The organism is Pseudomonas sp. DE0157 (assembly GCF_007678615.1).
Classification (GTDB): domain Bacteria; phylum Pseudomonadota; class Gammaproteobacteria; order Pseudomonadales; family Pseudomonadaceae; genus Aquipseudomonas; species Aquipseudomonas parafulva_B.
This window is the reverse complement of sequence record NZ_VEJN01000018.1, coordinates 82,914-104,031: the sequence shown is the minus strand read 5'-3', so window position 1 is coordinate 104,031 and position 21,118 is coordinate 82,914. Positions and strand designations below refer to the sequence as shown.

Below are 21,118 nucleotides of genomic sequence, written 5' to 3'. Positions count from 1 at the left end.
ATCAAGATCAAGATCAAGATCAAGATCAAGATCAAGATCAAGATCAAGATCAAGATCAAGATCAAGATCAAGATCAAGATCAAGGTCAAGATCAACAGCAACAGCAACAGCAACAGCAATAGCAACAGTAATAGGCATCGAGCATCTTATCCTGGCCGATACCACGAGCTGGAATGTCATGGTTATGTATTATAAAAAGAAAGGATGGTATGAACTAGCAATGCCACACAACTTGCATCTTATGGAGATTGGCAACCTGTCTCATTTGTATGCGGAAATTTGCCTTGCACCGCACTCAAAAGCCAACGGATTCCGGGTAGAGACGGTCTTGCCGGTACGGCGCCCCTGAACCAGCGGGCCCCACAACAGCCCCACTTGGCCCGCATCCCTCGAATGCGCCACAATACCCATCATTTGCGGAGCCCTTCATGACCGACCTCACCCCTGATGCCACCCTCGACGCCACCGGCCTCAATTGCCCAGAGCCAGTGATGATGCTGCATCAACACGTGCGCGCCCTCGCCGCCGGCGGCCTGCTGAAAGTCATCGCCACCGACCCCTCGACCCAACGCGACATCCCCAAGTTCTGTACCTTCCTGGGCCACCAACTGCTGGAACAACAGGAAGCCGCCGGCACCTTCCTCTACTGGATCCGCAAGAAAGCCGACTGAGCCGCTCTGGAACACGCTCCGCGTTGAGCCTACACTGCGTTCCCCAGACAGGAGAGCGCCATGCTGATAGTTGCCGACGAAAACATCCCTTTGCTCGATGCCTTCTTCCAAGGGTTTGGCGAGATTCGTCGCTATCCTGGGCGTAGCCTCGACGCCGCCAGCGTCCGGGAGGCCGACATCCTGCTGGTCCGCTCCGTGACCAAGGTCGATCGGCAACTGCTAGAAGGCAGTCGCGTGCGGTTCGTGGGTACCTGCACCATCGGCACCGATCACCTCGATCTCGACTACTTCGAACAAGCGGGTATCCGCTGGAGCAGTGCACCCGGTTGCAACGCCCGGGGTGTGGTGGACTATGTGCTGGGCAGCCTGCTGACCCTCGCTGACCTTGAGGGTGCATCACTGCACGAGCGCGTCTACGGCGTGGTGGGTGCAGGCGAAGTAGGTGGGCGGCTGGTGGGCGTGCTACGCGCCCTGGGGTGGAAGGTGATGGTCTGCGATCCATTGCGCCAGGCCGCCGAAGGCGGTGACTACGTCGAGCTCGATACCCTGCTGCAAGCCTGCGATGTCATCAGCCTGCACACACCCCTCGAACGCGGTGGCCAGTACCCGACCTGGCACCTGCTAGGCCCTACAGAACTGGCGAAACTGCGCCCAGGCGCCTGGCTGATCAACGCCAGTCGAGGGGCAGTGGTGGATAATGGCGCATTACGCACGCTCCTGCAGCAGCGCGATGACCTGCACGCGGTGCTGGACGTGTGGGAAGGCGAGCCCCAGGTCGATCTGCGGTTGGCCGACCTGTGTACCGTCGCCACCCCCCACATCGCCGGCTATAGTCTCGATGGCCGTCAGCGTGGCACCGCCCAGATCTATCGCGCCTTGTGTCAACACCTGGGCGTGGAGGAGCGCGTTCAACTGGCCGACCTGTTGCCGCGCCCGCCAGTCGCGCAGATTGAGTTGGACGCTGAGGCCGATCTGCAATGGGCACTGGCCATGCTATGCCGCGCTGTCTACGATCCGCGCCGCGATGATGCCGATTTGCGCCGCAGCCTGAGCGAAGACGCGCAGCAGCAACGTGCGGCTTTCGACCTATTGCGCAAACACTATCCGCCACGCCGTGAAATCGAAGGGCTATCCGTGCGCATCCGTGGTAACTCGCCCCAGCTTGCGCAGCTGATTGACGCCATCGGAGCAAAAAGGGCCTGACGCTCGGGGTTGCCCCAGGGCAAAGCAGCGCGCACAAAAAACCCGGCGCTTGCGCCGGGTCAGGAATAAGGTGATCAGTTTTTCTGCGAGCGCTCGACCCGGCTTTCTTCCAAGGCCTTGCAGGCCTGCTGGATCATCTGCTCGGTGATCGGTACCTCCCGCCCTTGGGCGTCGATTAGCGCGCCGCTTGCCTGGGGGGACGGTGCGTGACGAGGCGTGTGGTGTTCGCGGTCATGGTGCAAGCTCATGCAGGGTCTCCTCTTCAGATGACGTCTGGTATCAACCTTGCGCCTGGCAGATCGTCGACGCGGGTGCGGCGCAACCTGAGGCTGGGCCATAGTCCACCAGAGATGGCGAACAAGTGCCAGAGCGCGGTTAGAACAATAGGCTATAGCCGCGCCAGACAGTTCCGTGCTGCGGCATGAATGGTAGGCTGCATGTTCCGCCTTCGAGAGCAGATCCATGGCCTCTACAACTCCGCGCCCCAGCCGCGCTTTGCGCCTTGGTTGGCATTTTCTTCGCCCATATCGGCGGCGCCTGGTGCTGGCCTTGCTGGCACTGGTGGTGACTGCCGGCATCACCCTGTCCATGGGACAAGGCATCCGCCTGCTGGTGGATCAGGGGTTCATGACCGGTTCCGTCCATCAGCTCAACCAGACCCTTGGCCTCTTCCTGCTGCTGGTGCTGGCCCTGGCGGTAGGGACCTTCAGCCGGTTCTACCTCGTCTCCTGGATAGGTGAGCGGTGCGTGGCGGACATTCGTCGCGCCGTTTTTGACCATCTGCTCGAGCTTCATCCGGGTTTTTTCGAAGACAACCGCAGCTCGGAAATACAGTCTCGGTTGACGGCCGACACTACGTTGCTGCAATCGGTGATTGGCTCGTCCCTGTCCATGTGCCTGCGTAATGCGCTGATGGTGGTGGGGGGTGTGGTCTTGCTGTTCATCACCAACCCGAAACTGACCAGCATCGTGGTCGTGGCATTGCCGGTGGTGCTGGCCCCGATCGTGCTGTTCGGTCGTCGTGTGCGCAGCCTCTCCCGCCAGAGCCAGGACCGGGTGGCAGATGTGGGTAGCTATGTGGCCGAAACCCTGGGCCAGATCAAGACCGTGCAGGCCTACACCCATCAAGCCCACGACCGGGCACTGTTCGCCGAGACGGTGGAGTCGGCATTTGCAGTGGCCCGCCAGCGCATTACGCAGCGGGCCTGGCTGATTACCGTGGTGATTGTGCTGGTGCTAGGCGCTATCGGCGCAATGCTGTGGGTCGGCGGCCTGGACGTTATCGCCGGGCGTATGTCGGGGGGTGAGTTGGCGGCGTTCGTGTTCTACAGCCTGGTAGTGGGCAGTGCGTTCGGTACACTCAGCGAGGTGATTGGCGAGCTCCAGCGTGCTGCTGGAGCAGCAGAGCGCATAGCCGAATTACTGGCTGCGCAAAGCCAGATTCTGGCGCCGTCCAGTGCGCGGCTGCTGACGGGAGGTCGTGCACGGGGCTGCCTGACGTTGCAGCGCGTGGTGTTTGCCTATCCCTCGCGACCCGAGCACAAGGCTATCGATGACCTGAGCCTGGCCATCCAGGCAGGCCAGACGCTTGCATTGGTCGGTCCCTCCGGTGCGGGTAAATCCACCCTGTTCGACCTGCTTCTGCGGTTCTATGACCCTCAGCACGGGCAGATTCTGCTCGATGACCACCCCATCGACCAACTCGACCCCGACCACCTTCGCCAGCAGTTTGCATGGGTCGCACAGCAACCGGCACTGTTTCGAGGTACGGTGGCGGACAACATTGCCTACGGACGCCCTGGCGCTTGCCTGACCGACATCGAAGCAGCCGCGCGCGCAGCCCATGCCGACGGGTTCATACGCCAGTTGCCGCAGGGCTACCAGACTTGCCTGGGGGAGGGCGGGGTGGGTTTATCCGGTGGGCAGCGCCAACGGTTGGCGATTGCCCGTGCGTTGCTGGTGGATGCCCCGATCCTGCTGCTTGACGAGGCGACCAGCGCGCTCGACGCTCACAGTGAGCACCTGATCCAGCAAGCTTTGCCGCGCCTGATGGCGGGGCGGACAACGGTGGTGATCGCGCACCGTTTGGCCACGGTACAACACGCCGACCGCATTGCCGTGGTCGACCAAGGCAAAGTAGTCGCCACTGGGACCCACAGTGAGCTGATTGAAGCCAGCCCGTTGTATGCACGGCTGGCAGCGCTGCAATTTACGTCCGCTTGAAAGGCTGGCCCGCTGGTGCGCGATGCAGGTATGAGCCTGAGTCGTGAACAACAAAAAACCCGCACAAGGCGGGTTTTTTGAAGGACTTGGTCGGAGAGACAGGATTCGAACCTGCGGCCTTCTCGTCCCGAACGAGACGCGCTACCTGGCTGCGCTACACTCCGATGAACAAAATCCTACTGCATCCGAAATTTGCCCGCAAGTCCTTGTAAAAGAACGAAGCTTTGGCCAACTCGGATGGGCTATCAGAGTTCTTTGACGGTGCGAATCTGGTCTTTATTCAGACGCATGCGCTTGCCATCGAGCTGCTCGAACTCGTAGAAGCCGGAATCTTCATCATAGGACGGCTTGTCCACCGCCTGGATTTCGCGACCGTCGTTCAAGGTGATGACGGTTGGGGTCGAGCAACCGGCCAGGGTAGCCAGGCCCAGGGCGAGCATAAAGGCGGGAAGGGTCCGTTTGATCATCGTGTTTCTCCAGTGCGATGGTGCAAGATGACTGTTAAGACGCGGGACGTTAGTGCAAGTTCCTTGCGCGTGCAGCATAACGGCATTCGCTCGGCGCGATCCAGTGAAGACAGCGCTCCTCACGCCGGCGGGGGTGCGCTGTGATATAACTGCCGTCATTGCCATTACCAGTGACCGATACCTATGAAAGCCTCGGCAGACACCCCGTTCGTTCCTCTCAATATCGCCGTGCTCACGGTCAGCGATACCCGCACGTTCGACAACGACACATCGGGCCAGGTCTTCGTAGACCGGCTGACAGCGGCGGGCCACCGGCTCGCCCAACGCGTACTGCTCAAGGATGATCTCTACAAGATCCGCGCCCAGGTCGCGACCTGGATCGCCGATGACACCGTGCAGGTGGTGCTCATTACTGGCGGTACCGGTTTTACCGGACGTGACAGTACGCCTGAGGCGGTTACTTGCCTGCTCGACAAGCAGGTCGACGGCTTTGGCGAGCTGTTCAGGCAGATCTCCGTGGCGGATATCGGTACCTCGACCGTGCAATCGCGGGCACTGGCAGGGTTGGCCAACGGTACCCTGGTGTGTTGCCTGCCCGGCTCGACCAATGCGGTGCGCACCGGTTGGGACGGTATCCTGGCCGAACAGCTCGATGCACGGCACCGTCCCTGCAATTTCGTCGCCCATCTGAAGCAGGCGGCGGCCTGTGAAAGCCGTGGCTGAGGCCGTGCAGCCCAGGCCACTGATGCCGGTGGAACAGGCCCTTGAGCAATTGCTGGCCTTGGCAGATGCTGCGCCGATTCGCGACATCGAGCGCGTGGCGTTGGCCGAGGCACAAGGCCGAGTGCTGGCCACTGCCCTGGTGGCTTCGCTCGATCTGCCGCCTTGGCCCAACAGCGCAATGGACGGCTATGCCCTGCGCCGGGCCGACTGGCAGGGGGCGCCGCTGCCGGTCAGCCAGAGAATCTTTGCCGGCCACGCACCTGGCCCACTGCAGCCTGGCACCTGTGCGCGGATCTTCACGGGTGCACCGGTTCCCGAAGGCGCCGACTGCGTGGAGATGCAGGAAAACACCCAGGTTCAGGCCAATGGCCATGTGCAGTTTCTGCACCCCCTCAAGGCGCTGCAGAACATTCGCCCGCAAGGACAGGAAACCCGCAAGGGTGAGCAGGTGCTCGACGCCGGCACGCGTCTTGGGCCAATCGAGTTGGGCTTGGCCGCCACCCTGGGTCATGGTCAGCTCGATGTGGTACGCAGGGTGCGGGTGGCAGTGCTGTCGACTGGGGATGAACTGGTCGAGCCAGGGCTGCCGCTGGGGCCTGGGCAAATCTACAACAGCAATCGTCGCTTGCTGGTGAGTTGGTTGCAGCGCCTGGGATGCGACGTCACCGACGCCGGTATCCTGCCTGATGACTTGGCCCGTACCCGCGCGAGCCTGGCTCAGTTGCAAGGGGTGGACCTGATCCTCTCGACAGGTGGCGTCTCGGTGGGCGAGGCCGATTATCTGGGCGCGGCCCTGCGCGAGGCCGGTGAGCTGGCCTTGTGGAAACTGGCGATCAAACCCGGCAAACCGTTGACCTTCGGCCACTTCCAGGGCGTGCCAGTGATCGGCCTGCCCGGTAACCCGGCCTCTACCCTGGTGACCTTCGGCCTGCTGGCGCGCCCCTACTTGTTGCGTCGTCAGGGTGTGATCGATGTCGCCCCGCTGCGTGTGTGCCTGCCCGCCGGTTTCGATTGGCCCAAAGCTGGGTCACGGCGTGAGTATCTGCGTGCGCGCATCGAGCAGGGCAAGGTATGCCTTTACCCTAACCAGAGCTCTGGCGTGTTGCGCAGCGCAGTGTGGGCCGATGGGCTGGTCGAGGTGCAGGAGGGCACTACGCCTGGTCAAGGTGACCTCGTACCCTTCATTCCCTTCAGTGACCTACTCGGTTGACGCACGCCAGCGGCGCAGGCTCGCTCCAGTGCGCGAGCCCTGCGCCGCAATATTTGAACGACCGTGCAACAATTGGTAACGGCTAAGAGTCAAGATGCAGGTGGTCAATTATGGAGGCACCTACATGCAAGCGCGCAAGGCAATGCTGATTCTGCACGGCAAGCAAGCCATGAACGAAGACGTACGCACCGCCGTGCATGATCTGCGCGACACTGGCTGGGCATTGGACGTGCGCGTAACCTGGGAGGGCGGTGATGCCCAGCGCCTGGTCAAGGAGGCACTTGCCGCCGGTTACAGTCACATTGTCGCCGGCGGTGGTGACGGCACCTTGCGGGATGTGGCCGAAGCCATGGGCCTGGCGGGCACCGAAGCCAGCCTGGTGTTGCTGCCGCTTGGAACCGCCAACGACTTTGCCAAGGCGGCCGGTATTGCGCTGGAGCCTGCCCAGGCACTGGCGCTGCTCAATGAACCGGCGCAGGCAGTTGATCTTGGGCAAGTGGGCGAGCAACTGTTCCTTAACATGGCGACCGGCGGCTTTGGCAGCCAGGTCACAGCCAGTACGTCCGAAGACCTGAAGAAGTTGATGGGGGCCGCCGCCTACGTATTCACCGGCTTGTCACGCTTCAGTGAACTGGAGGCAGCCTCGGTCGAGTTGAAAGGCCCGGATTTCCATTGGCAGGGTGAGTTGCTGGCGCTAGGGATCGGCAACGGTCGCCAAGCCGGGGGAGGGCAGGAGTTGTGTCCGGATGCGGTGGTAGATGACGGGTTGCTGGATGTTGCGATCCTGCCCAAGCCGCAGGAAGTGGTCGGCGCATTACGCGATTTGCTGGCAGGCGATGGGCTGTTCATTCGCACACGGTTGCCGTGGGTAGAGATCAACAGTCAACAGGGCCTTGATATCAACCTCGATGGCGAACCGCTCAAGGCGGACAGCTTGCGTTTCGAAGCGCGGCCCCAGGCGTTGCGCCTGCACCTGCCGCAAGGCTGTCCATTGCTCAGTCATCGAGGCTGATGATCTTTTCGCGCACCGCGAACAGCACCAGCCCGGCGACGTCGTGAATTTGCAGACGTTTCATCACTTGCGAGCGATGGGTTTCGACTGTCTTGATCGACAGCCCCAGACCGTTGGCGATTTCGCGGGTGGACTTGCCGCGCACGATCAGGCGCAGAATTTCCAGCTGCCTGGCAGTCAGGTTGTGTCGCTCGCACGCCGGACGTCTGGCGGGTCTAGTATGACGCAAGGCCTGATTGATGACGGTGTGGGCAATGGCCGGGCTTAGGTAGCGCTCCCCGTTGCGCACCGCGCTAAGCGCCTGCTCAAGTTCAGAGGCGCTGGTGTCCTTGAGCAGATACCCATGGGCACCGCCCTCAAGGGCGCGCATGATCAACTCCGGGTCCGTGTGCATGGAGAGGATCAGCACCTTGCAGGCGCTGCCGCTGGCATTGAGCTGGGTCAAGGCGTCCAGCCCGCTGGTTGATCGCATGGAGAGGTCCAGCAGGATGATATCGGGCATCAACGTCCGCGCCTGATCCAGCAACTGCCCGCCATCGTCGGCCTCGCCGACTACCTCGTACCCGGGTATGTCACTGACCAGGGCGCGGACCCCCGCCCTGATCAACGAATGGTCATCCACCAGCAACAATCTACAGGTCATGGGTATCCACTCGGTCAGCGCGTTGCCGGCTACGGGGCGGCCAGGGGAACACGGCATCGATGCGGGTGCCCTGGCCAACATCGCTGGTAATCTTCAAGCTGCCGTCAAGGGCAGTGACCCGCTCGAGCATGCCAGCCAGCCCACGCTGACTGGCAAGGTGCGGTTCTCGGGCAGGCTTGAAGCCGCAGCCATCGTCCTCGATCGACAATGCCAGGCCCAGCTCCGTACGCCGTAGGTGGATGACGAGATTGCGCGCCCCAGCGTGGCGCAACATGTTGGTCACCGCCTCCTGGGTGATGCGAAACACTGCCATTGCGACATTTTCGGCAATGCCCCCAAGGCGTTGCTTGCAAGACAGGCTCCATTGCACGCCGCTACCGTCCAAGGTGCGCAGCAAGTGCGCGCGCAGGCTGGCCTCAAGACCAAGGCTGGCCAGCTGACGGGGGTTGAGCAGGGCAGAAACGTCGCGCACAGCGCTCAACGTATCGTCCAGCGTGGCATGCAAGGCATCGCAATGCCCCTGCACATCCCCGGGCGTTCGTCGCTGCAGCCATTGCAGCTGCAATTTCGCAGCGGTCAGCAGCTGGCCGATGTCGTCATGAAGCTCCCGGCTCAGGTGCTGGCGTTCATCTTCTTGCACTTTTAGCAGGCGCTCGGCGAGTTCCGCAGGGCGCAAGCTGATCGAGCGCGCCCCCGTACGCAGTTGCACGGCAGCGACCAATACACCGGTCAGCTGCAGCACCACCAGGCTGATGGGTACGGGGCGCTCAGTCAGGTGCAACACCAGGCAGGCGATGCAGGAAACCACACTGATGCCTGCCGTGGCCCAGCACAGCCTGGTGTACGGGGGGCTACAACGAAAAGAGGTCATCAAGCGTGGGAACATAGGTAGGGGAGCCGCTGAAGTATTGCTGATGGGGGCCTTGCACATTACTGCTCAGAAGCTTTTGCGCCGTACTTTCGATGTTTTTTCGACCACGTTTCATTCAACCTTGTGTCAAGTTGAAGCGTTTCGGTGGGGCATACTACCACCTCGAATACCCGAGGTCGCCGCCGAAGACGACTTCACCTAGCTAATTCTTATTGTTGTGAATTGCCCCATAGCGGCGCCTGACTTGCTTGTCTGAGGCTATTTCCTACAACTTTGTAAATTAAAGCTACAACTTTCCAGTTTCGCCAAAGTTGCACTTCTGGCATGCAACTGCAGGGTGGCAAATTGCCCTACGGTTTGTCGCCAAGGTCGGGCTCTTGGCGGTCATGCGCTGCACCGTCACCTGTTAACCAGGCTTATGCCAGAGAAGATCGAACCGCCCTGGCCAGTTCGCCCAGCAACACAAATTGTTCTCCAGCGTCCAGGTCCAGCCGCCCCGTGTGTGCGTCCAGTAGCTCGAGCTGCCAGGCCAGCAGCCTCAGGCATGCAGCAGTAGTACGCAGCGTGTCAAGATGCAGGCACGCGCCTTGGCAGCAGGGTGCCAGTATCTGCTGAAAGGAAGTAGTGAAGTGGGCCACTTCAAGCAGCCCCAAACGCTGTGCGTCATGTGCCAAGTCGCTTAACGCAGCGTCCAGACACCTGCAGGCATCAGGGTCATTTTCGATGAGCTCAAGATGCTGCAAGCAGTCCTCTGCTCTGTGGAGGCGCTTCTGAGCCTTCTCGCGAAAACCTTCAAGCGCCTCCGAGAAGGGTAAGGCACTGTCCATCATGGCGCCTCCATGGGCAGGACAGGCGATAGAGACGGGCACGCCGTTACGATAGCTAGCAAAGCCTGACTCCATTCATGCAGTGAGAATGGCGTCACATTAATGGCTAAAAGATAGAGCGAACATCAGGTTGTACCTGAGTGCCGCTAGGGGTTTCCCTGATAGGCAAGAAAAAAACGGAACTTTTCAGCCCGTGGGAGTGGTATTAGGAAACCCGTTAAGCATGCTGTTAAAGTGACATCAAAAAAGGGGGGGTGTAGCGTTTACTAGGGGTCAAGATGCTACGCCAACTGCCGATACACACACAATCGCGCATATTTTCGACATGAGCCTGGGGGCTTACCAATGGCTGGCATTCTCGACACGGTAGACCAACGCACACAACTGGTAGGTGAGAACCGGCTGGAAATCCTGATGTTCCGGCTGGCTGGGCGTCAGCTTTTCGCAATCAACGTCTTCAAGGTGCAGGAGGTGTTACAGCTGCCCAAGCTGACCCTGATGCCGCAGCGCCACGCGTTCGTCTGCGGTGTGGTCAACCTGCGAGGCCAGACCCTCCCGGTCATCGACCTGTCCCAGGCAATCGGCATGCGCCCCATTCAGCCAGGCCCTGACAGCACCATCATCGTCACTGAATACAACCGCTCGGTGCAGGCGTTTCTGGTGGGCGGGGTCGACCGCATCGTCAACCTCAACTGGGAGTCCATCATGCCGCCACCGACCAGTGCCGGCCGTCAGCATTACCTGACCGCCATCACCAAGGTGGACGACAAGCTGGTAGAGGTGATCGATGTGGAAAAGGTGCTCGCCGAAATCGTGCCTTACAACGCTCGCGTTTCGGGCGAGAAGTTGGCCGATCCGGTTCTGGCAAGGGCACGTGGTCGCGAGGTGCTGCTGGTGGACGATTCCAGCGTGGCCCTGGCCCAGTTGCGCGACACGCTCTCGCAGTTGGGGATGAAACTGCACGTTGCCAGTGATGGCCTCAAGGCGTTGCGCATGCTCAAGGCTTGGGCCGATGCCGGGGAGGACATGTGCGAAAAGCTATTGATGATCTTCACGGATGCTGAAATGCCGGAAATGGACGGTTATCGCCTGACAACCGAGATCCGCGAGGATGCGCGCCTGCGTAAGCTGTACGTCGTACTGCACACGTCGTTGTCGGGCAGCTTCAACGAATCCATGGTCAAGAAGGTGGGTTGCGACAATTTTCTGTCCAAGTTTCAGCCTGATCGCCTGGTCGATGTGGTCAAGCAGCGCCTGTTGCTGGACAACACCAACGCGTGATCGCGCGCCCTGCCGGGTATAAGCTGACGTTTTTGTGAATTATGAGGCGGCAGGGATGTTTCTCAGCAAGCTCTATCGGTATCCGGTCAAGTCAGGGCGGGCACAATGCCTGCAAGCCTCTCCCGTGGGTCTGCTTGGACTGGAAGGAGACCGTCGCTGGATGCTGGTGGAGGAAGAAAACGGGCGCTTCCTGACCCAGCGTGCCTGGCCGCAGCTCGGGCAGCTCGAAGCAGTGGAGTCACGCGGGGCACTGTTGCTGCGGGCGCCTGGGCAAGTGCCGCTGAATGTGGTGGCCCCAGCCGAGGATGCCCCGCTGCGAGGGGTGACCTTGTGGCGCGACACCTTGCGCGTGCCGGATGCCGGCGATGAGGCCGCCGCCTGGCTCAGTGGCTGGCTAGGCAAACCGGTGAGGTTGGTCTACTGCCCGCAGCAGCGGGCCAGGTACCTGCCCAATGGCTATGGCACCGACCGTGACCGTGCCGCCTTTCCCGACGGTTTCCCGTTGTTGCTCATTGGCCAAGGGTCGCTCGATGAGCTCGATCGCCGTATCGGCCGGCCCATGGACATGCTGCGGTTCAGGCCCAACCTGGTGGTTCAAGGGGCCGAGGCTTTTGCAGAGGATGGCTGGAAACGCATTCGCATCGGTACGGTGGAGTTTCGTGTTCTGAAGCCAAGCGTGCGCTGTATTTTCACCACCATCGACCCTGCCACCGGGGAGCGCAGCCCTGACCGGGAGCCCATGACCACGCTTAGGACGTTCCGGGAAAAGGAAGGGGACATACTGTTTGGGCAAAACCTGGCCGCCGATGGCAGCGGGCACCTGGAAGTTGGCATGAAGGTGCAGGTGCTCTGAGTCGCCGGGCAGCTGGACGCCGGTGTGACCGGCGCCCAGGCTTGATCAGCCGGCAGTGGCCCTTACATGTCGTCGAAGTAGCGCTCGTGCCAGTCCACCAGAGGTTGTGGCATGTTGAGCTTCTGCCCGTAGATCACCGAGTAGGACAGCACGTTCTGAACGTACTGACGGGTTTCATCGAACGGAATGGACTCGACCCACACGTCGAAGCTCAGGTGCTTGGCACCTTTGAGCCATTGCCGCACGCGGCCTGGGCCTGCGTTGTAAGCCGCTGACGCCAGTACTCGGTTGCCATTGAACTGGCTGTGCACTTGGCTGAGGTAGGCGGCCCCCAGCTGGATGTTCTTGTCCGGGTTCAGGACCTGTGCGGGCGATGCCAGTGGGATGCTGAACTTGCGCGCCGTTTCTTTGGCTGTAGCAGGCATCAACTGCATGAGCCCGCTGGCGCCCACGGGGGAGCGAGCATCTTCCATGAAGGCGCTTTCCTGACGGGTGATTGCGAACACCCAGCTTGAATGCAGGCCGCGCACCTTGGCTTCGCGTACCAGGGTGTCGCGGTGCGCCATGGGGAAGCGCACATCCAGGTCATCCCAGTACTTGGCCTGGCTGATGGTGCGAATGGCCGGGAAATACCAGCGCAACTCGTAACCCAGGCGCGCCTGGGCAACCATTTCGTCGCGGTTGAAGTGACGGCTAACGTGATACCACTCGCGGCGACCTTCGACGATCTGACCGCGAGCATGGAATTCAAGGGCGCGTTGGATGCCAGGGGTGTTGCGCACTTTCTTGACCAGCTGTGGGCTGAGCACCAGGGGCTTGTTGTTCAGCTGGTAAGGGGCTTGCGCACGGTCCGCAGCCAGGAAGCCATAGAAATCACGCTCGCGGGCAACGGCCTTGTACAGCTGCGGGACTTGCGGATTCTTCGGCTGTGCCAGCTCCAGGCTGCGCGCCTGCCAGTACTTCCAGCGACTGCTCTGGGCCAGGTCGCCGCTCAGGCGCTTGGTGAGCGCGTAGGCGTCTTCCCAGCGGCCCAGGCGCAGCAACAGGCGCAAGCGCCATTCACTGACGGTGTCGTCCCGCAGCTCCGGGTCGTAGCGGGTCATCAGGTCAAGCGCGCGCGGGTCATAGCGCCGGGCCAGGGTCAGGCCGATCTCGCGGGCAATGGCCACTTTTTCATCGCGGGAAAAGTGCATGCGCTGGGCGTAGTCGTCAAGCAGCCCCATGGCGCGCTCCGGGTCCTGCCGTGCAAGGCGGCGCAGGCCGAGGCTGACGACGTCCGAGGTGGCCTCGTCGGCCTGGGTGAAGCGTGATGGCTGGTTGAGCAGTTCGGGTTTCTGCGCCACATCGATCAGCAGGCGGCCTTGTGGCGCCAGCGTGGTCAGGGTCTTGACCAAGTTCTCGGCCAGGCCGTAGTTGCGCGCCTGGGCAGCAAGCTTGGCCCGTTCCCAGCGTTTGCCCTCCGTGAGTTGCCCCTCTGCGGCCCACATGGCGAACAACGGGTCGCAGGCAGCAGGCTGGGACTTGCCCACCGACCACAGCTTGTCTGCCGTGGCAAAGCCTTCGGTGCGCATCCCGTGGCTAAGCTGGTACTGGCCGTTCAGGCAATCGAGCTCGGTGAAGTTGAGCTTGGGATCGTAGTAGTTAGCGAAGGTCTGCCACTCGCCGCGTTCGGCCAGCCAGCGCAACCAGCGCAGTTTCATCCAGTTGGCTTGCGGCAGATCGCCATGCTTGGCCAGGAAACCCTCGATCTCCTCGTTGCTGGCAGATTTCAGGCGCGCGGTCAGTTCGTCATAGGCCAGGTAAGGTGTCAGCGGATAGTCGCTCAACGCCTGGGCATAGCGCAGGTACGGGCCCTTGTCGCCCTTGGCCAGCGCACGCTTGGCTTCATCGTAGTATTGACGTTGCACGGTGATGTCGGTGGCCTGGGCCGCGCCGGTGGCAGCGGTGAGCAACAGGCATGAAGCAATTTGTAACAGGCGGCTGCGCATGATACGTCCGGGCAGTTGAACCATGGGAAAGTGGCGGCTGGGCCAGCACTGTTGGGAACGATGGCCCTAGCTTAGCCGTTTGCGGATGACAGGTGAAAGCACTGTGCTTGTATCGGGATATTAAGTTCGACCGGATGTCGCCGTGGGTGGCAGGCGCTGGCCTTGCGGATGTCGGCGCAGGGCCAACTCAGGTAGAATGCGCGCCCGATTTATGGAGACGAACATGACCCTGCTCAAATTCAGCGATGTGTCCCTCGCATTCGGCGCCATGCCGCTGCTGGACAAGGTGTCCTGGCAGATCGCTCGTGGCGAGCGGGTGTGCATCATCGGCCGCAACGGCACCGGCAAGTCGAGCATGCTGCGCCTGGTCAAGGGCGAGCAGAAAGGCGATGACGGCGACATCTGGCGCGCCCCTGGGCTGAAGATCGGCGAGTTGCCCCAGGAACTGCCATTGGCCGACGAGCGCACGGTGTTCGACGTGGTGGCGGCAGGCCTGGATGGCGTTGGCGAGCTGTTGGCACAGTTTCATCACCTGAGTCAGAACATCCAGGGCGATGAAGACCTGGAAAAGCTGATGCACGTGCAGCACGAGCTGGAGGCCCGCGATGGCTGGCGCCTGCAGCAGGTGGTTGAAAGCACCCTGAGCCGCCTGCAGTTGCCGGCGGACAAGACCTTGGCGGAGTTGTCCGGCGGCTGGCGCCGTCGTGTATTGCTGGCCCAGGCACTGGTGTCCGAGCCCGACCTGTTGCTGCTCGACGAACCGACCAACCACCTGGACATCGGTGCCATCGCCTGGCTTGAGGAAGCACTGCGCGGGTTCAACGGCGCTGTGTTGTTCATCACCCACGACCGATCCTTCCTGCAGAACCTGGCCACCCGCATCCTCGAGCTCGACCGAGGCGGCCTGATCGACTGGAACGGCGACTACGCCAGTTTCCTGGTGCACAAGGAGGCCGCGCTGGCCGCCGAGGAAACCGCCAACGCCCTGTTCGACAAACGCCTGGCCCAGGAAGAGGTGTGGATCCGCCAAGGCATCAAGGCCCGTCGCACCCGTAACGAGGGCCGCGTGCGGGCACTCAAGGCGCTGCGCGTTGAGCGCGGCGAGCGCCGGGAGCGGCAGGGCAAGGCCAACATCCAGATCGAGGCGGCCGACAAGTCGGGCAAACAGGTCATGGTGCTCGAGCACGTCAGCTTCTCGCACCCGGACGGGCCGATGCTGGTCAAGGATTTTTCCATGGTGCTGCAGCGCCAGGACCGTATCGGTCTGCTGGGGGCCAACGGCACCGGCAAGACCACCTTGCTCAAGCTGATGCTGGGTGATCTGGAGCCCACGTCGGGCAAGATCGAACGCGGCACCAAGCTTGAAGTCGCCTATTTCGACCAGATGCGCCATCAGCTGGACCTGGAAAAGACCGTCATCGATAACCTCGCCGAAGGCCGTGACTTCATCGAGATCGAGGGGCAGAGCCGGCATGTGCTGAGCTACCTGGGTGACTTCCTGTTCAGCCCGCAGCGGGCCCGCACCCCGGTCAAGGCATTGTCCGGCGGCGAGCGTGCGCGTCTGCTGCTGGCCAAGCTGTTCAGTAAGCCGGCCAACCTCTTGGTGCTCGACGAACCCACCAACGACCTGGACGTGGAAACCCTCGAGTTGCTCGAAGAGGTGCTCTCCAACTACAAGGGTACCGTGCTGATGGTCAGCCACGACCGAGCGTTTCTCGACAACGTCGTGACCAGCACCCTGGTGTTCGAAGGCGATGGCTTGGTCCGCGAGTACGTGGGCGGTTACGAAGACTGGATTCGTCAGGGCGGTTCGCCAAAGCTGCTTGGGGTCACCGAGAGCAAGGGCGGCAAGTCAACGCTCAACAGTGCGGTGGTGGAGAAGGTCGAGGCCAAGCCGCAAGCCGTCGCTGCGCCAGTGGTCGAGGAGTCGAAGAAAAAGCTCAGCTACAAGCTGCAGCGTGAGCTGGAGATGCTGCCAGGTCAGATCGACGCGCTGGAACAGCGCATGGCCCAGGCTCAGGAAGAGGTGAGCGCGGCCGGTTTCTATCAACGTCCGATCGCGGAGACGTCAGCGGTGCTGGCGAACATCGAGAAGCTGCAAGGTGAGCTCGATGCCCTGGTGGAACGCTGGGCCGAGTTGGAAGGCTAAGCAGACAGTGCGCTTAGGGCCTGCGCGTGGCGGGCGAGCCCGCTACCAGGTGCCGGAGGGAGGAGACAAACCCGAGGCACCTGGCGTTGCGGCTTGACGTGCCGCGATGGACAGGTTCAGTCCTTTTTCTGCAGTCGCACTGCCAGCACATCGCAGGGTGCGCCATGCAAAACGTCATTGGCCGTGGAGCCCAGTAGCAGCGCCAGGCCGTGGCGACCGTGGCTGCCCACGACGATCAGGTCGCATTCCTGGTCTTTGGCCAATTGATGAATTTCCTGACGGGGCTGTCCGTAAGTCAAGTGCGAGTCGCCGCGCTGAATGTCCGGATATTTGTTGAACAGGCGATCCATGCGTTCCTTGGCCTGGTCGAACTGCTGCTGTTGCAATTGCGACAGATCCATCGGCACGTCCCCGCCAAACGCCATGGCCATGGGTTCGACGATGTGCACCAGTGAGACCTTGGCGTTGGTTGGCTGGGCCAGCGCCATGGCGCGCTTGATCACAGGGTCGCATTCTTCCGTCAGGTCGACGGCGACCAGCAGATGTTGGTAGGTCATGAGCTCTACTCCAGGCAATCGCTATAGAAGAAGTATGGTCGCTTTCGGGCGGGTCATGCGTGAAAAATGGCTAACCAGCTCATTTGCAACGGTTTATGGGAACTACTGATATGACGGTATTGCTGGTGGTGTCAATCCTTGCGCTGATTCTCAGCCCGCTCTCCTGGCTGCGCAACTCGCGCAATCAGAGCGAGCAGATGCGCTTGCGCCTGGAGGCGCGGCGCATGGGTCTGGCCATGCAGCTGGCGCCTCAGCAGTGGCCGTACTGGTTGGAAAAGCAGCCGCCGAGCCCATGCCCGCAATATCATCGGGCCCGCAAGCGGGGGCATGTCGACAGCTTCAGCTTCTGGCAGATCAGCCCTGGCGTATGGTGCAACCAGTGGCGAGAACCTTGCGAAGACCCACGCTTCATGCAAGCGCTGGCCCGTCTGCCGGCAAGCGCCTACAAGGTCGAGGCCGATGCGCGGATGATAGCGCTCTACTGGACGGAGCGCGGAGATACGGCTGTATTGCAGGACGTTGCCTATGTGCTGGAGACACTGGCCTGACCCCAAAGGCACTCGGCGGGCTGTCCAAGACACCCTGAGATGCGGTGCAACGACACAGCGGCGATTCGGCGGTCCCTGACAGGGGCCTGCTCAATCGCCGCTTTGTCATTCTGCCTCAAGCGAAGGCGGGGCAGGCCAGTGAATTCATCGCGTCATGTGGGGGCTGGCGCTTGTGCCCGGATCAGCCAGACTGCAGAGCACGCCAAGGCTGACAAGGTTTGAAAATTGCCAGCATGAATGGGCAGCGATCAGCCCCATGATCGGTCGTGCCCGGCCTGTGGAAAGTGACCGCAAAGTCGGCTTTTCTGCCGTGGGTGCAGCATTTGACAATGCAGATCTTTTCGGAGAATGTGTGCACACCCAAATCAAACGGGCGTATGAATTGAGCGTTTGCATTGCACGTCACTCATTCATGTGCTCGACTCGCGCGCTGACGGGTGTGCCTGGGGCAGGTGGCCATGATGGCTGCGATGCCGCAGCGATCGGCGTGTACAGTTTAGCTTCCATATCTTGGAGATCAGTTGATGATTTACGAAGGTAAAGCCATCACGGTTAAGGCTCTTGAAAGTGGCATCGTCGAGCTCAAGTTCGACCTCAAGGGTGAGTCCGTCAATAAGTTCAACCGCCTGACCCTGAGCGAGCTGCGCCAGGCTGTGGACGCCATCCAGGCCGATGCGTCGGTCAAGGGTGTCATCGTCAGCAGCGGCAAGGACGTGTTCATCGTTGGTGCCGACATCACCGAGTTCGTCGACAACTTCAAGTTGCCCGAGGCCGAATTGGTCGCCGGCAGCCTGGAAGCCAACCGTATCTTCAACGCATTCGAAGACCTTCAGGTGCCCACGGTTGCGGCCATCAACGGTATCGCCCTGGGCGGTGGCCTGGAGATGTGTCTGGCAGCCGACTACCGCATCATGGCCACCACCGCGCGCATCGGCCTGCCCGAAGTGAAACTGGGCATCTACCCAGGCTTTGGTGGCACCGTGCGCCTGCCGCGCCTGATCGGCTCGGACAATGCCGTCGAGTGGATCGCCGCGGGCAAGGAAAACAGTGCCGAAGACGCCCTGAAAGTGGGTGCCGTCGATGCTGTGGTCGCGCCTGAGTTGCTCATGGCCGGCGCTCTGGACCTGATCAAACGCGCCATCAGCGGCGAGCTGGACTACAAGGCCAAGCGCCAACCCAAGCTTGAAAAACTCAAGCTCAATGCCATCGAACAGATGATGGCCTTCGAAACCGCCAAAGGCTTCGTCGCTGGGCAGGCAGGCCCGAATTACCCAGCGCCTGTGGAGGCGATCAAGTCCATTCAGAAAGCGGCTAACTTCGGTCGTGACAAGGCACTGGAAATCGAAGCGGCGGGCTTTGCCAAGCTGGCCAAGACATCGGTCGCACAGAGCTTGATCGGCTTGTTCCTGAACGATCAGGAACTCAAGCGCAAGGCCAAGGCCCATGACGAGATTGCCCGTGACGTCAAGCAGGCGGCCGTGCTGGGCGCCGGTATCATGGGCGGTGGCATCGCCTATCAGTCGGCGGTCAAGGGCACCCCGATCCTGATGAAGGATATCCGCGAAGAGGCCATCGAGCTTGGGTTGAACGAAGCGTCCAAACTGCTGGGCAATCGGGTCGAGAAAGGTCGGCTGACACCGGCCAAGATGGCCGAGGCGCTCAATGCGATTCGCCCGACGCTGTCCTACGGTGATTTCGCCCACGTAGACATCGTGGTCGAGGCAGTGGTCGAAAACCCGAAGGTCAAGCAGGCCGTGCTTGCCGAGGTGGAAGGGCAGGTGAGGGAGGATGCGATCCTGGCATCCAATACCTCGACCATTTCCATCAATCTGCTGGCAAAAGCGTTGAAGCGCCCGGAAAACTTCGTGGGCATGCACTTCTTCAACCCGGTGCACATGATGCCGCTGGTGGAAGTGATTCGTGGCGAAAAATCCAGTGAAGCGGCAGTCGCCACCACCGTCGCCTACGCCAAGAAAATGGGCAAGAACCCGATCGTGGTCAACGACTGTCCAGGGTTTTTGGTCAACCGCGTCCTGTTCCCGTACTTCGGCGGCTTCGCCAGGCTGGTCAGCGCGGGGGTGGACTTCGTGCGCATCGACAAGGTCATGGAAAAATTCGGCTGGCCCATGGGCCCAGCGTACCTGATGGACGTGGTGGGCATCGACACCGGGCATCATGGCCGTGACGTCATGGCCGAGGGGTTCCCCGATCGTATGAAGGATGAGCGCCGCTCTGCCATCGACGCCTTGTACGATGCCAACCGCCTGGGCCAGAAAAACGACAAGGGCTTCTACGCCTATGAAACCGATAAGCGCGGCAAGCCGAAAAAGGTCGCCGATGCCAGCGTGCTCGAGGTGCTCAAGCCCATCGTGTACGAGCAGCGTGAAGTCAGTGACGAGGACATCGTCAACTGGATGATGATCCCGCTGTGCCTGGAAACCGTGCGCTGCCTTGAAGATGGCATCGTCGAGACCGCCGCCGAGGCGGACATGGGCCTGGTCTACGGCATTGGCTTCCCACCCTTCCGCGGCGGTGCGCTGCGCTACATCGATACCCTGGGTGTAGCCGAATTCGTCGCCCTGGCCGATCGCTATGCCGACCTGGGGCCGCTGTACCACCCGACCGCCAAGCTGCGTGAGATGGCCAAGACGGGCCAGCGCTTCTTCAACTGAGCGGTCAACGAGCTAGAGCGAGAGATTTGATATGAGCCTTAATCCAAGAGACGTGGTGATCGTCGACTTCGGTCGCACGCCAATGGGCCGCTCCAAGGGTGGCATGCACCGTAATACCCGCGCCGAAGACATGTCGGCGCACCTGATCAGCAAGTTGCTTGAGCGCAACGACAAGGTCGATCCCAAGGAAGTCGAGGACGTGATCTGGGGCTGTGTGAACCAGACCCTGGAGCAGGGCTGGAACATCGCCCGCATGGCATCGCTGATGACCCAGATTCCGCACACGTCCGCGGCACAGACCGTCAGCCGGTTGTGCGGCTCGTCGATGAGCGCGCTGCACACCGCCGCCCAAGCGATCATGACCGGCAACGGCGACGTGTTCGTGGTAGGCGGCGTCGAGCACATGGGGCACGTGAGCATGATGCATGGCGTAGACCCCAACCCGCATCTGGCGCTGCATGCGGCCAAGGCTTCGGGCATGATGGGCCTGACGGCCGAGATGCTGGGCAAGATGCACGGCATTACGCGTGAGCAGCAGGACCAGTTCGGCCTGCGCTCGCACCAGCTGGCGCACAAGGCCACCGTAGAGGGCAAGTTCAAGGATGAGATCATCCCTATGCAGGGGTATGACGAGAATGGTTTCCTGAAAGTGTTCGACTTCGACGAAACCATTCGTCCGGAAACCACCCTCGAGGGCCTGGCGTCGCTCAAGCCGGCCTTCAACCCCAAAGGTGGAACGGTGACCGCAGGCACTTCTTCCCAGATCACCGACGGTGCGTCGTGCATGATCGTGATGTCGGGGCAGCGTGCAATGGACCTGGGTATCGAGCCTCTGGCGGTCATTCGTGCCATGGCTGTGGCTGGCGTCGACCCCGCGATCATGGGCTATGGCCCAGTGCCGGCCACCCAGAAAGCCCTCAAGCGCGCGGGCTTGAGCATGGCCGACATTGACTTCATCGAACTCAACGAGGCGTTCGCCGCACAGGCCCTGCCTGTGTTGAAAGACTTGAAAGTGCTCGACAAGATGAATGAGAAGGTTAACCTGCACGGCGGTGCGATCGCCTTGGGCCACCCGTTTGGTTGCTCCGGGGCGCGTATTTCCGGCACCCTGCTCAACGTCATGAAGCAAAATGGCGGCACGCTGGGGATTGCGACCATGTGTGTCGGCCTTGGCCAAGGTATTACCACTGTATTCGAACGCGTCTAAGGCGCAGGAGAAG

General features: G+C 61.4%; 18 protein-coding genes, 1 tRNA gene and 1 pseudogene. 12 read left to right on the top strand and 8 right to left on the bottom strand.

Annotated features, from left to right (window positions below; genetic code table 11):
• Nucleotides 1-428: 428 nt before the first annotated feature.
• A complete protein-coding gene (tusA, locus tag FS777_RS19050) occupies nucleotides 429-671 on the top strand; it encodes a sulfurtransferase TusA (protein ID WP_058605718.1) in 243 nt (80 codons plus the stop codon).
• 60 nt (nucleotides 672-731) lie between these two features.
• Nucleotides 732-1,874 (top strand): 4-phosphoerythronate dehydrogenase PdxB, encoded by a 1,143-nt coding sequence (gene pdxB, locus FS777_RS19045; protein WP_145257117.1) that lies wholly within the window; start codon nucleotides 732-734, stop codon nucleotides 1,872-1,874.
• A gap of 74 nt (nucleotides 1,875-1,948) precedes the next feature.
• Here pdxB and FS777_RS21485 read toward each other — a convergent pair whose 3' ends face one another.
• A complete protein-coding gene (locus tag FS777_RS21485) occupies nucleotides 1,949-2,122 on the bottom strand; it encodes a PA1571 family protein (protein ID WP_165919263.1) in 174 nt (57 codons plus the stop codon).
• A 214-nt stretch (nucleotides 2,123-2,336) separates the two neighbouring features.
• Here FS777_RS21485 and FS777_RS19040 point away from each other — a divergent pair, with 214 nt between their 5' ends.
• Nucleotides 2,337-4,097, top strand: a complete 1,761-nt coding sequence (locus tag FS777_RS19040; RefSeq protein WP_145257114.1) for an ABC transporter transmembrane domain-containing protein — start codon at nucleotides 2,337-2,339, stop codon at nucleotides 4,095-4,097.
• A gap of 87 nt (nucleotides 4,098-4,184) precedes the next feature.
• Here the strand turns inward: FS777_RS19040 and FS777_RS19035 are convergent.
• Together FS777_RS19035 and FS777_RS19030 are read right to left on the bottom strand one after the other, a co-directional pair.
• Nucleotides 4,185-4,261 (bottom strand) — tRNA-Pro (locus FS777_RS19035).
• An 81-nt stretch (nucleotides 4,262-4,342) separates the two neighbouring features.
• Nucleotides 4,343-4,564: a YgdI/YgdR family lipoprotein gene (locus FS777_RS19030; protein WP_058639670.1), complete on the bottom strand. Its 222-nt coding sequence runs from the start codon at nucleotides 4,562-4,564 to the stop codon at nucleotides 4,343-4,345.
• A gap of 183 nt (nucleotides 4,565-4,747) precedes the next feature.
• Between FS777_RS19030 and moaB the strand changes: the two genes are divergently transcribed.
• From moaB to yegS, 3 genes are all read left to right on the top strand, one after another.
• Nucleotides 4,748-5,287 (top strand): molybdenum cofactor biosynthesis protein B, encoded by a 540-nt coding sequence (moaB, locus tag FS777_RS19025; RefSeq protein ID WP_058639669.1) that lies wholly within the window; start codon nucleotides 4,748-4,750, stop codon nucleotides 5,285-5,287.
• On the top strand, nucleotides 5,271-6,497 hold the full coding sequence (gene glp / locus FS777_RS19020) for a gephyrin-like molybdotransferase Glp (protein ID WP_058639668.1): 1,227 nt from the start codon (nucleotides 5,271-5,273) through the stop codon (nucleotides 6,495-6,497). The genes moaB and glp overlap by 17 nt, the downstream gene beginning before the upstream one ends.
• A 124-nt stretch (nucleotides 6,498-6,621) precedes the next feature.
• A complete protein-coding gene (gene yegS / locus FS777_RS19015; protein ID WP_058606173.1) occupies nucleotides 6,622-7,509 on the top strand; it encodes a lipid kinase YegS in 888 nt (295 codons plus the stop codon).
• Here the strand turns inward: yegS and FS777_RS19010 are convergent.
• The 3 genes and pseudogenes from FS777_RS19010 to FS777_RS19000 all read right to left on the bottom strand — a co-directional run.
• The gene (locus tag FS777_RS19010; protein ID WP_058639667.1) at nucleotides 7,493-8,152 is read right to left on the bottom strand and encodes a response regulator transcription factor; all 660 of its coding nucleotides are present in this window, start codon (nucleotides 8,150-8,152) and stop codon (nucleotides 7,493-7,495) included. The genes yegS and FS777_RS19010 overlap by 17 nt on opposite strands.
• Nucleotides 8,142-9,038, bottom strand: a complete 897-nt coding sequence (locus tag FS777_RS19005) for a sensor histidine kinase (protein ID WP_058639666.1) — start codon at nucleotides 9,036-9,038, stop codon at nucleotides 8,142-8,144. Before FS777_RS19005 ends, FS777_RS19010 begins: the two co-directional genes overlap by 11 nt.
• A 404-nt stretch (nucleotides 9,039-9,442) precedes the next feature.
• A pseudogene (locus FS777_RS19000) lies at nucleotides 9,443-9,850 on the bottom strand (histidine kinase); the annotation flags it as partial.
• 345 nt (nucleotides 9,851-10,195) lie between these two features.
• Between FS777_RS19000 and FS777_RS18995 the strand changes: the two are divergent.
• Together FS777_RS18995 and FS777_RS18990 are read left to right on the top strand one after the other, a co-directional pair.
• Nucleotides 10,196-11,131, top strand: a complete 936-nt coding sequence (locus tag FS777_RS18995; RefSeq protein WP_058639664.1) for a chemotaxis protein CheV — start codon at nucleotides 10,196-10,198, stop codon at nucleotides 11,129-11,131.
• Between the two features lie 55 nt (nucleotides 11,132-11,186).
• Nucleotides 11,187-11,984 carry an MOSC domain-containing protein gene (locus tag FS777_RS18990; RefSeq protein WP_145257107.1) on the top strand — a complete coding sequence of 266 codons (798 nt, stop codon included), beginning with the start codon at nucleotides 11,187-11,189 and terminating at the stop codon, nucleotides 11,982-11,984.
• 62 nt (nucleotides 11,985-12,046) lie between these two features.
• Here FS777_RS18990 and FS777_RS18985 read toward each other — a convergent pair whose 3' ends face one another.
• The gene (locus FS777_RS18985) at nucleotides 12,047-13,972 is read right to left on the bottom strand and encodes a transglycosylase SLT domain-containing protein (protein WP_058639662.1); all 1,926 of its coding nucleotides are present in this window, start codon (nucleotides 13,970-13,972) and stop codon (nucleotides 12,047-12,049) included.
• Between the two features lie 223 nt (nucleotides 13,973-14,195).
• Here FS777_RS18985 and FS777_RS18980 point away from each other — a divergent pair, with 223 nt between their 5' ends.
• Nucleotides 14,196-16,121 carry an ATP-binding cassette domain-containing protein gene (locus FS777_RS18980; protein ID WP_058639661.1) on the top strand — a complete coding sequence of 642 codons (1,926 nt, stop codon included), beginning with the start codon at nucleotides 14,196-14,198 and terminating at the stop codon, nucleotides 16,119-16,121.
• A 116-nt stretch (nucleotides 16,122-16,237) separates the two neighbouring features.
• Here the strand turns inward: FS777_RS18980 and FS777_RS18975 are convergent, their stop codons facing one another.
• Entirely contained in the window at nucleotides 16,238-16,678 is a 441-nt protein-coding gene (locus FS777_RS18975) for a universal stress protein (RefSeq protein ID WP_145257104.1), read from the bottom strand.
• A gap of 110 nt (nucleotides 16,679-16,788) precedes the next feature.
• On the opposite strand from FS777_RS18975, the gene FS777_RS18970 reads away from it, so the two are divergent.
• From FS777_RS18970 to fadA, 3 genes are all read left to right on the top strand, one after another.
• On the top strand, nucleotides 16,789-17,226 hold the full coding sequence (locus FS777_RS18970; protein WP_058639660.1) for a hypothetical protein: 438 nt from the start codon (nucleotides 16,789-16,791) through the stop codon (nucleotides 17,224-17,226).
• 524 nt (nucleotides 17,227-17,750) lie between these two features.
• The gene (gene fadB / locus FS777_RS18965) at nucleotides 17,751-19,898 is read left to right on the top strand and encodes a fatty acid oxidation complex subunit alpha FadB (RefSeq protein WP_145257099.1); all 2,148 of its coding nucleotides are present in this window, start codon (nucleotides 17,751-17,753) and stop codon (nucleotides 19,896-19,898) included.
• Nucleotides 19,899-19,929: 31 nt separating this feature from the next.
• A complete protein-coding gene (gene fadA / locus FS777_RS18960) occupies nucleotides 19,930-21,105 on the top strand; it encodes an acetyl-CoA C-acyltransferase FadA (protein ID WP_058639658.1) in 1,176 nt (391 codons plus the stop codon).
• The last annotated feature ends 13 nt before the right edge of the window (nucleotides 21,106-21,118 follow it).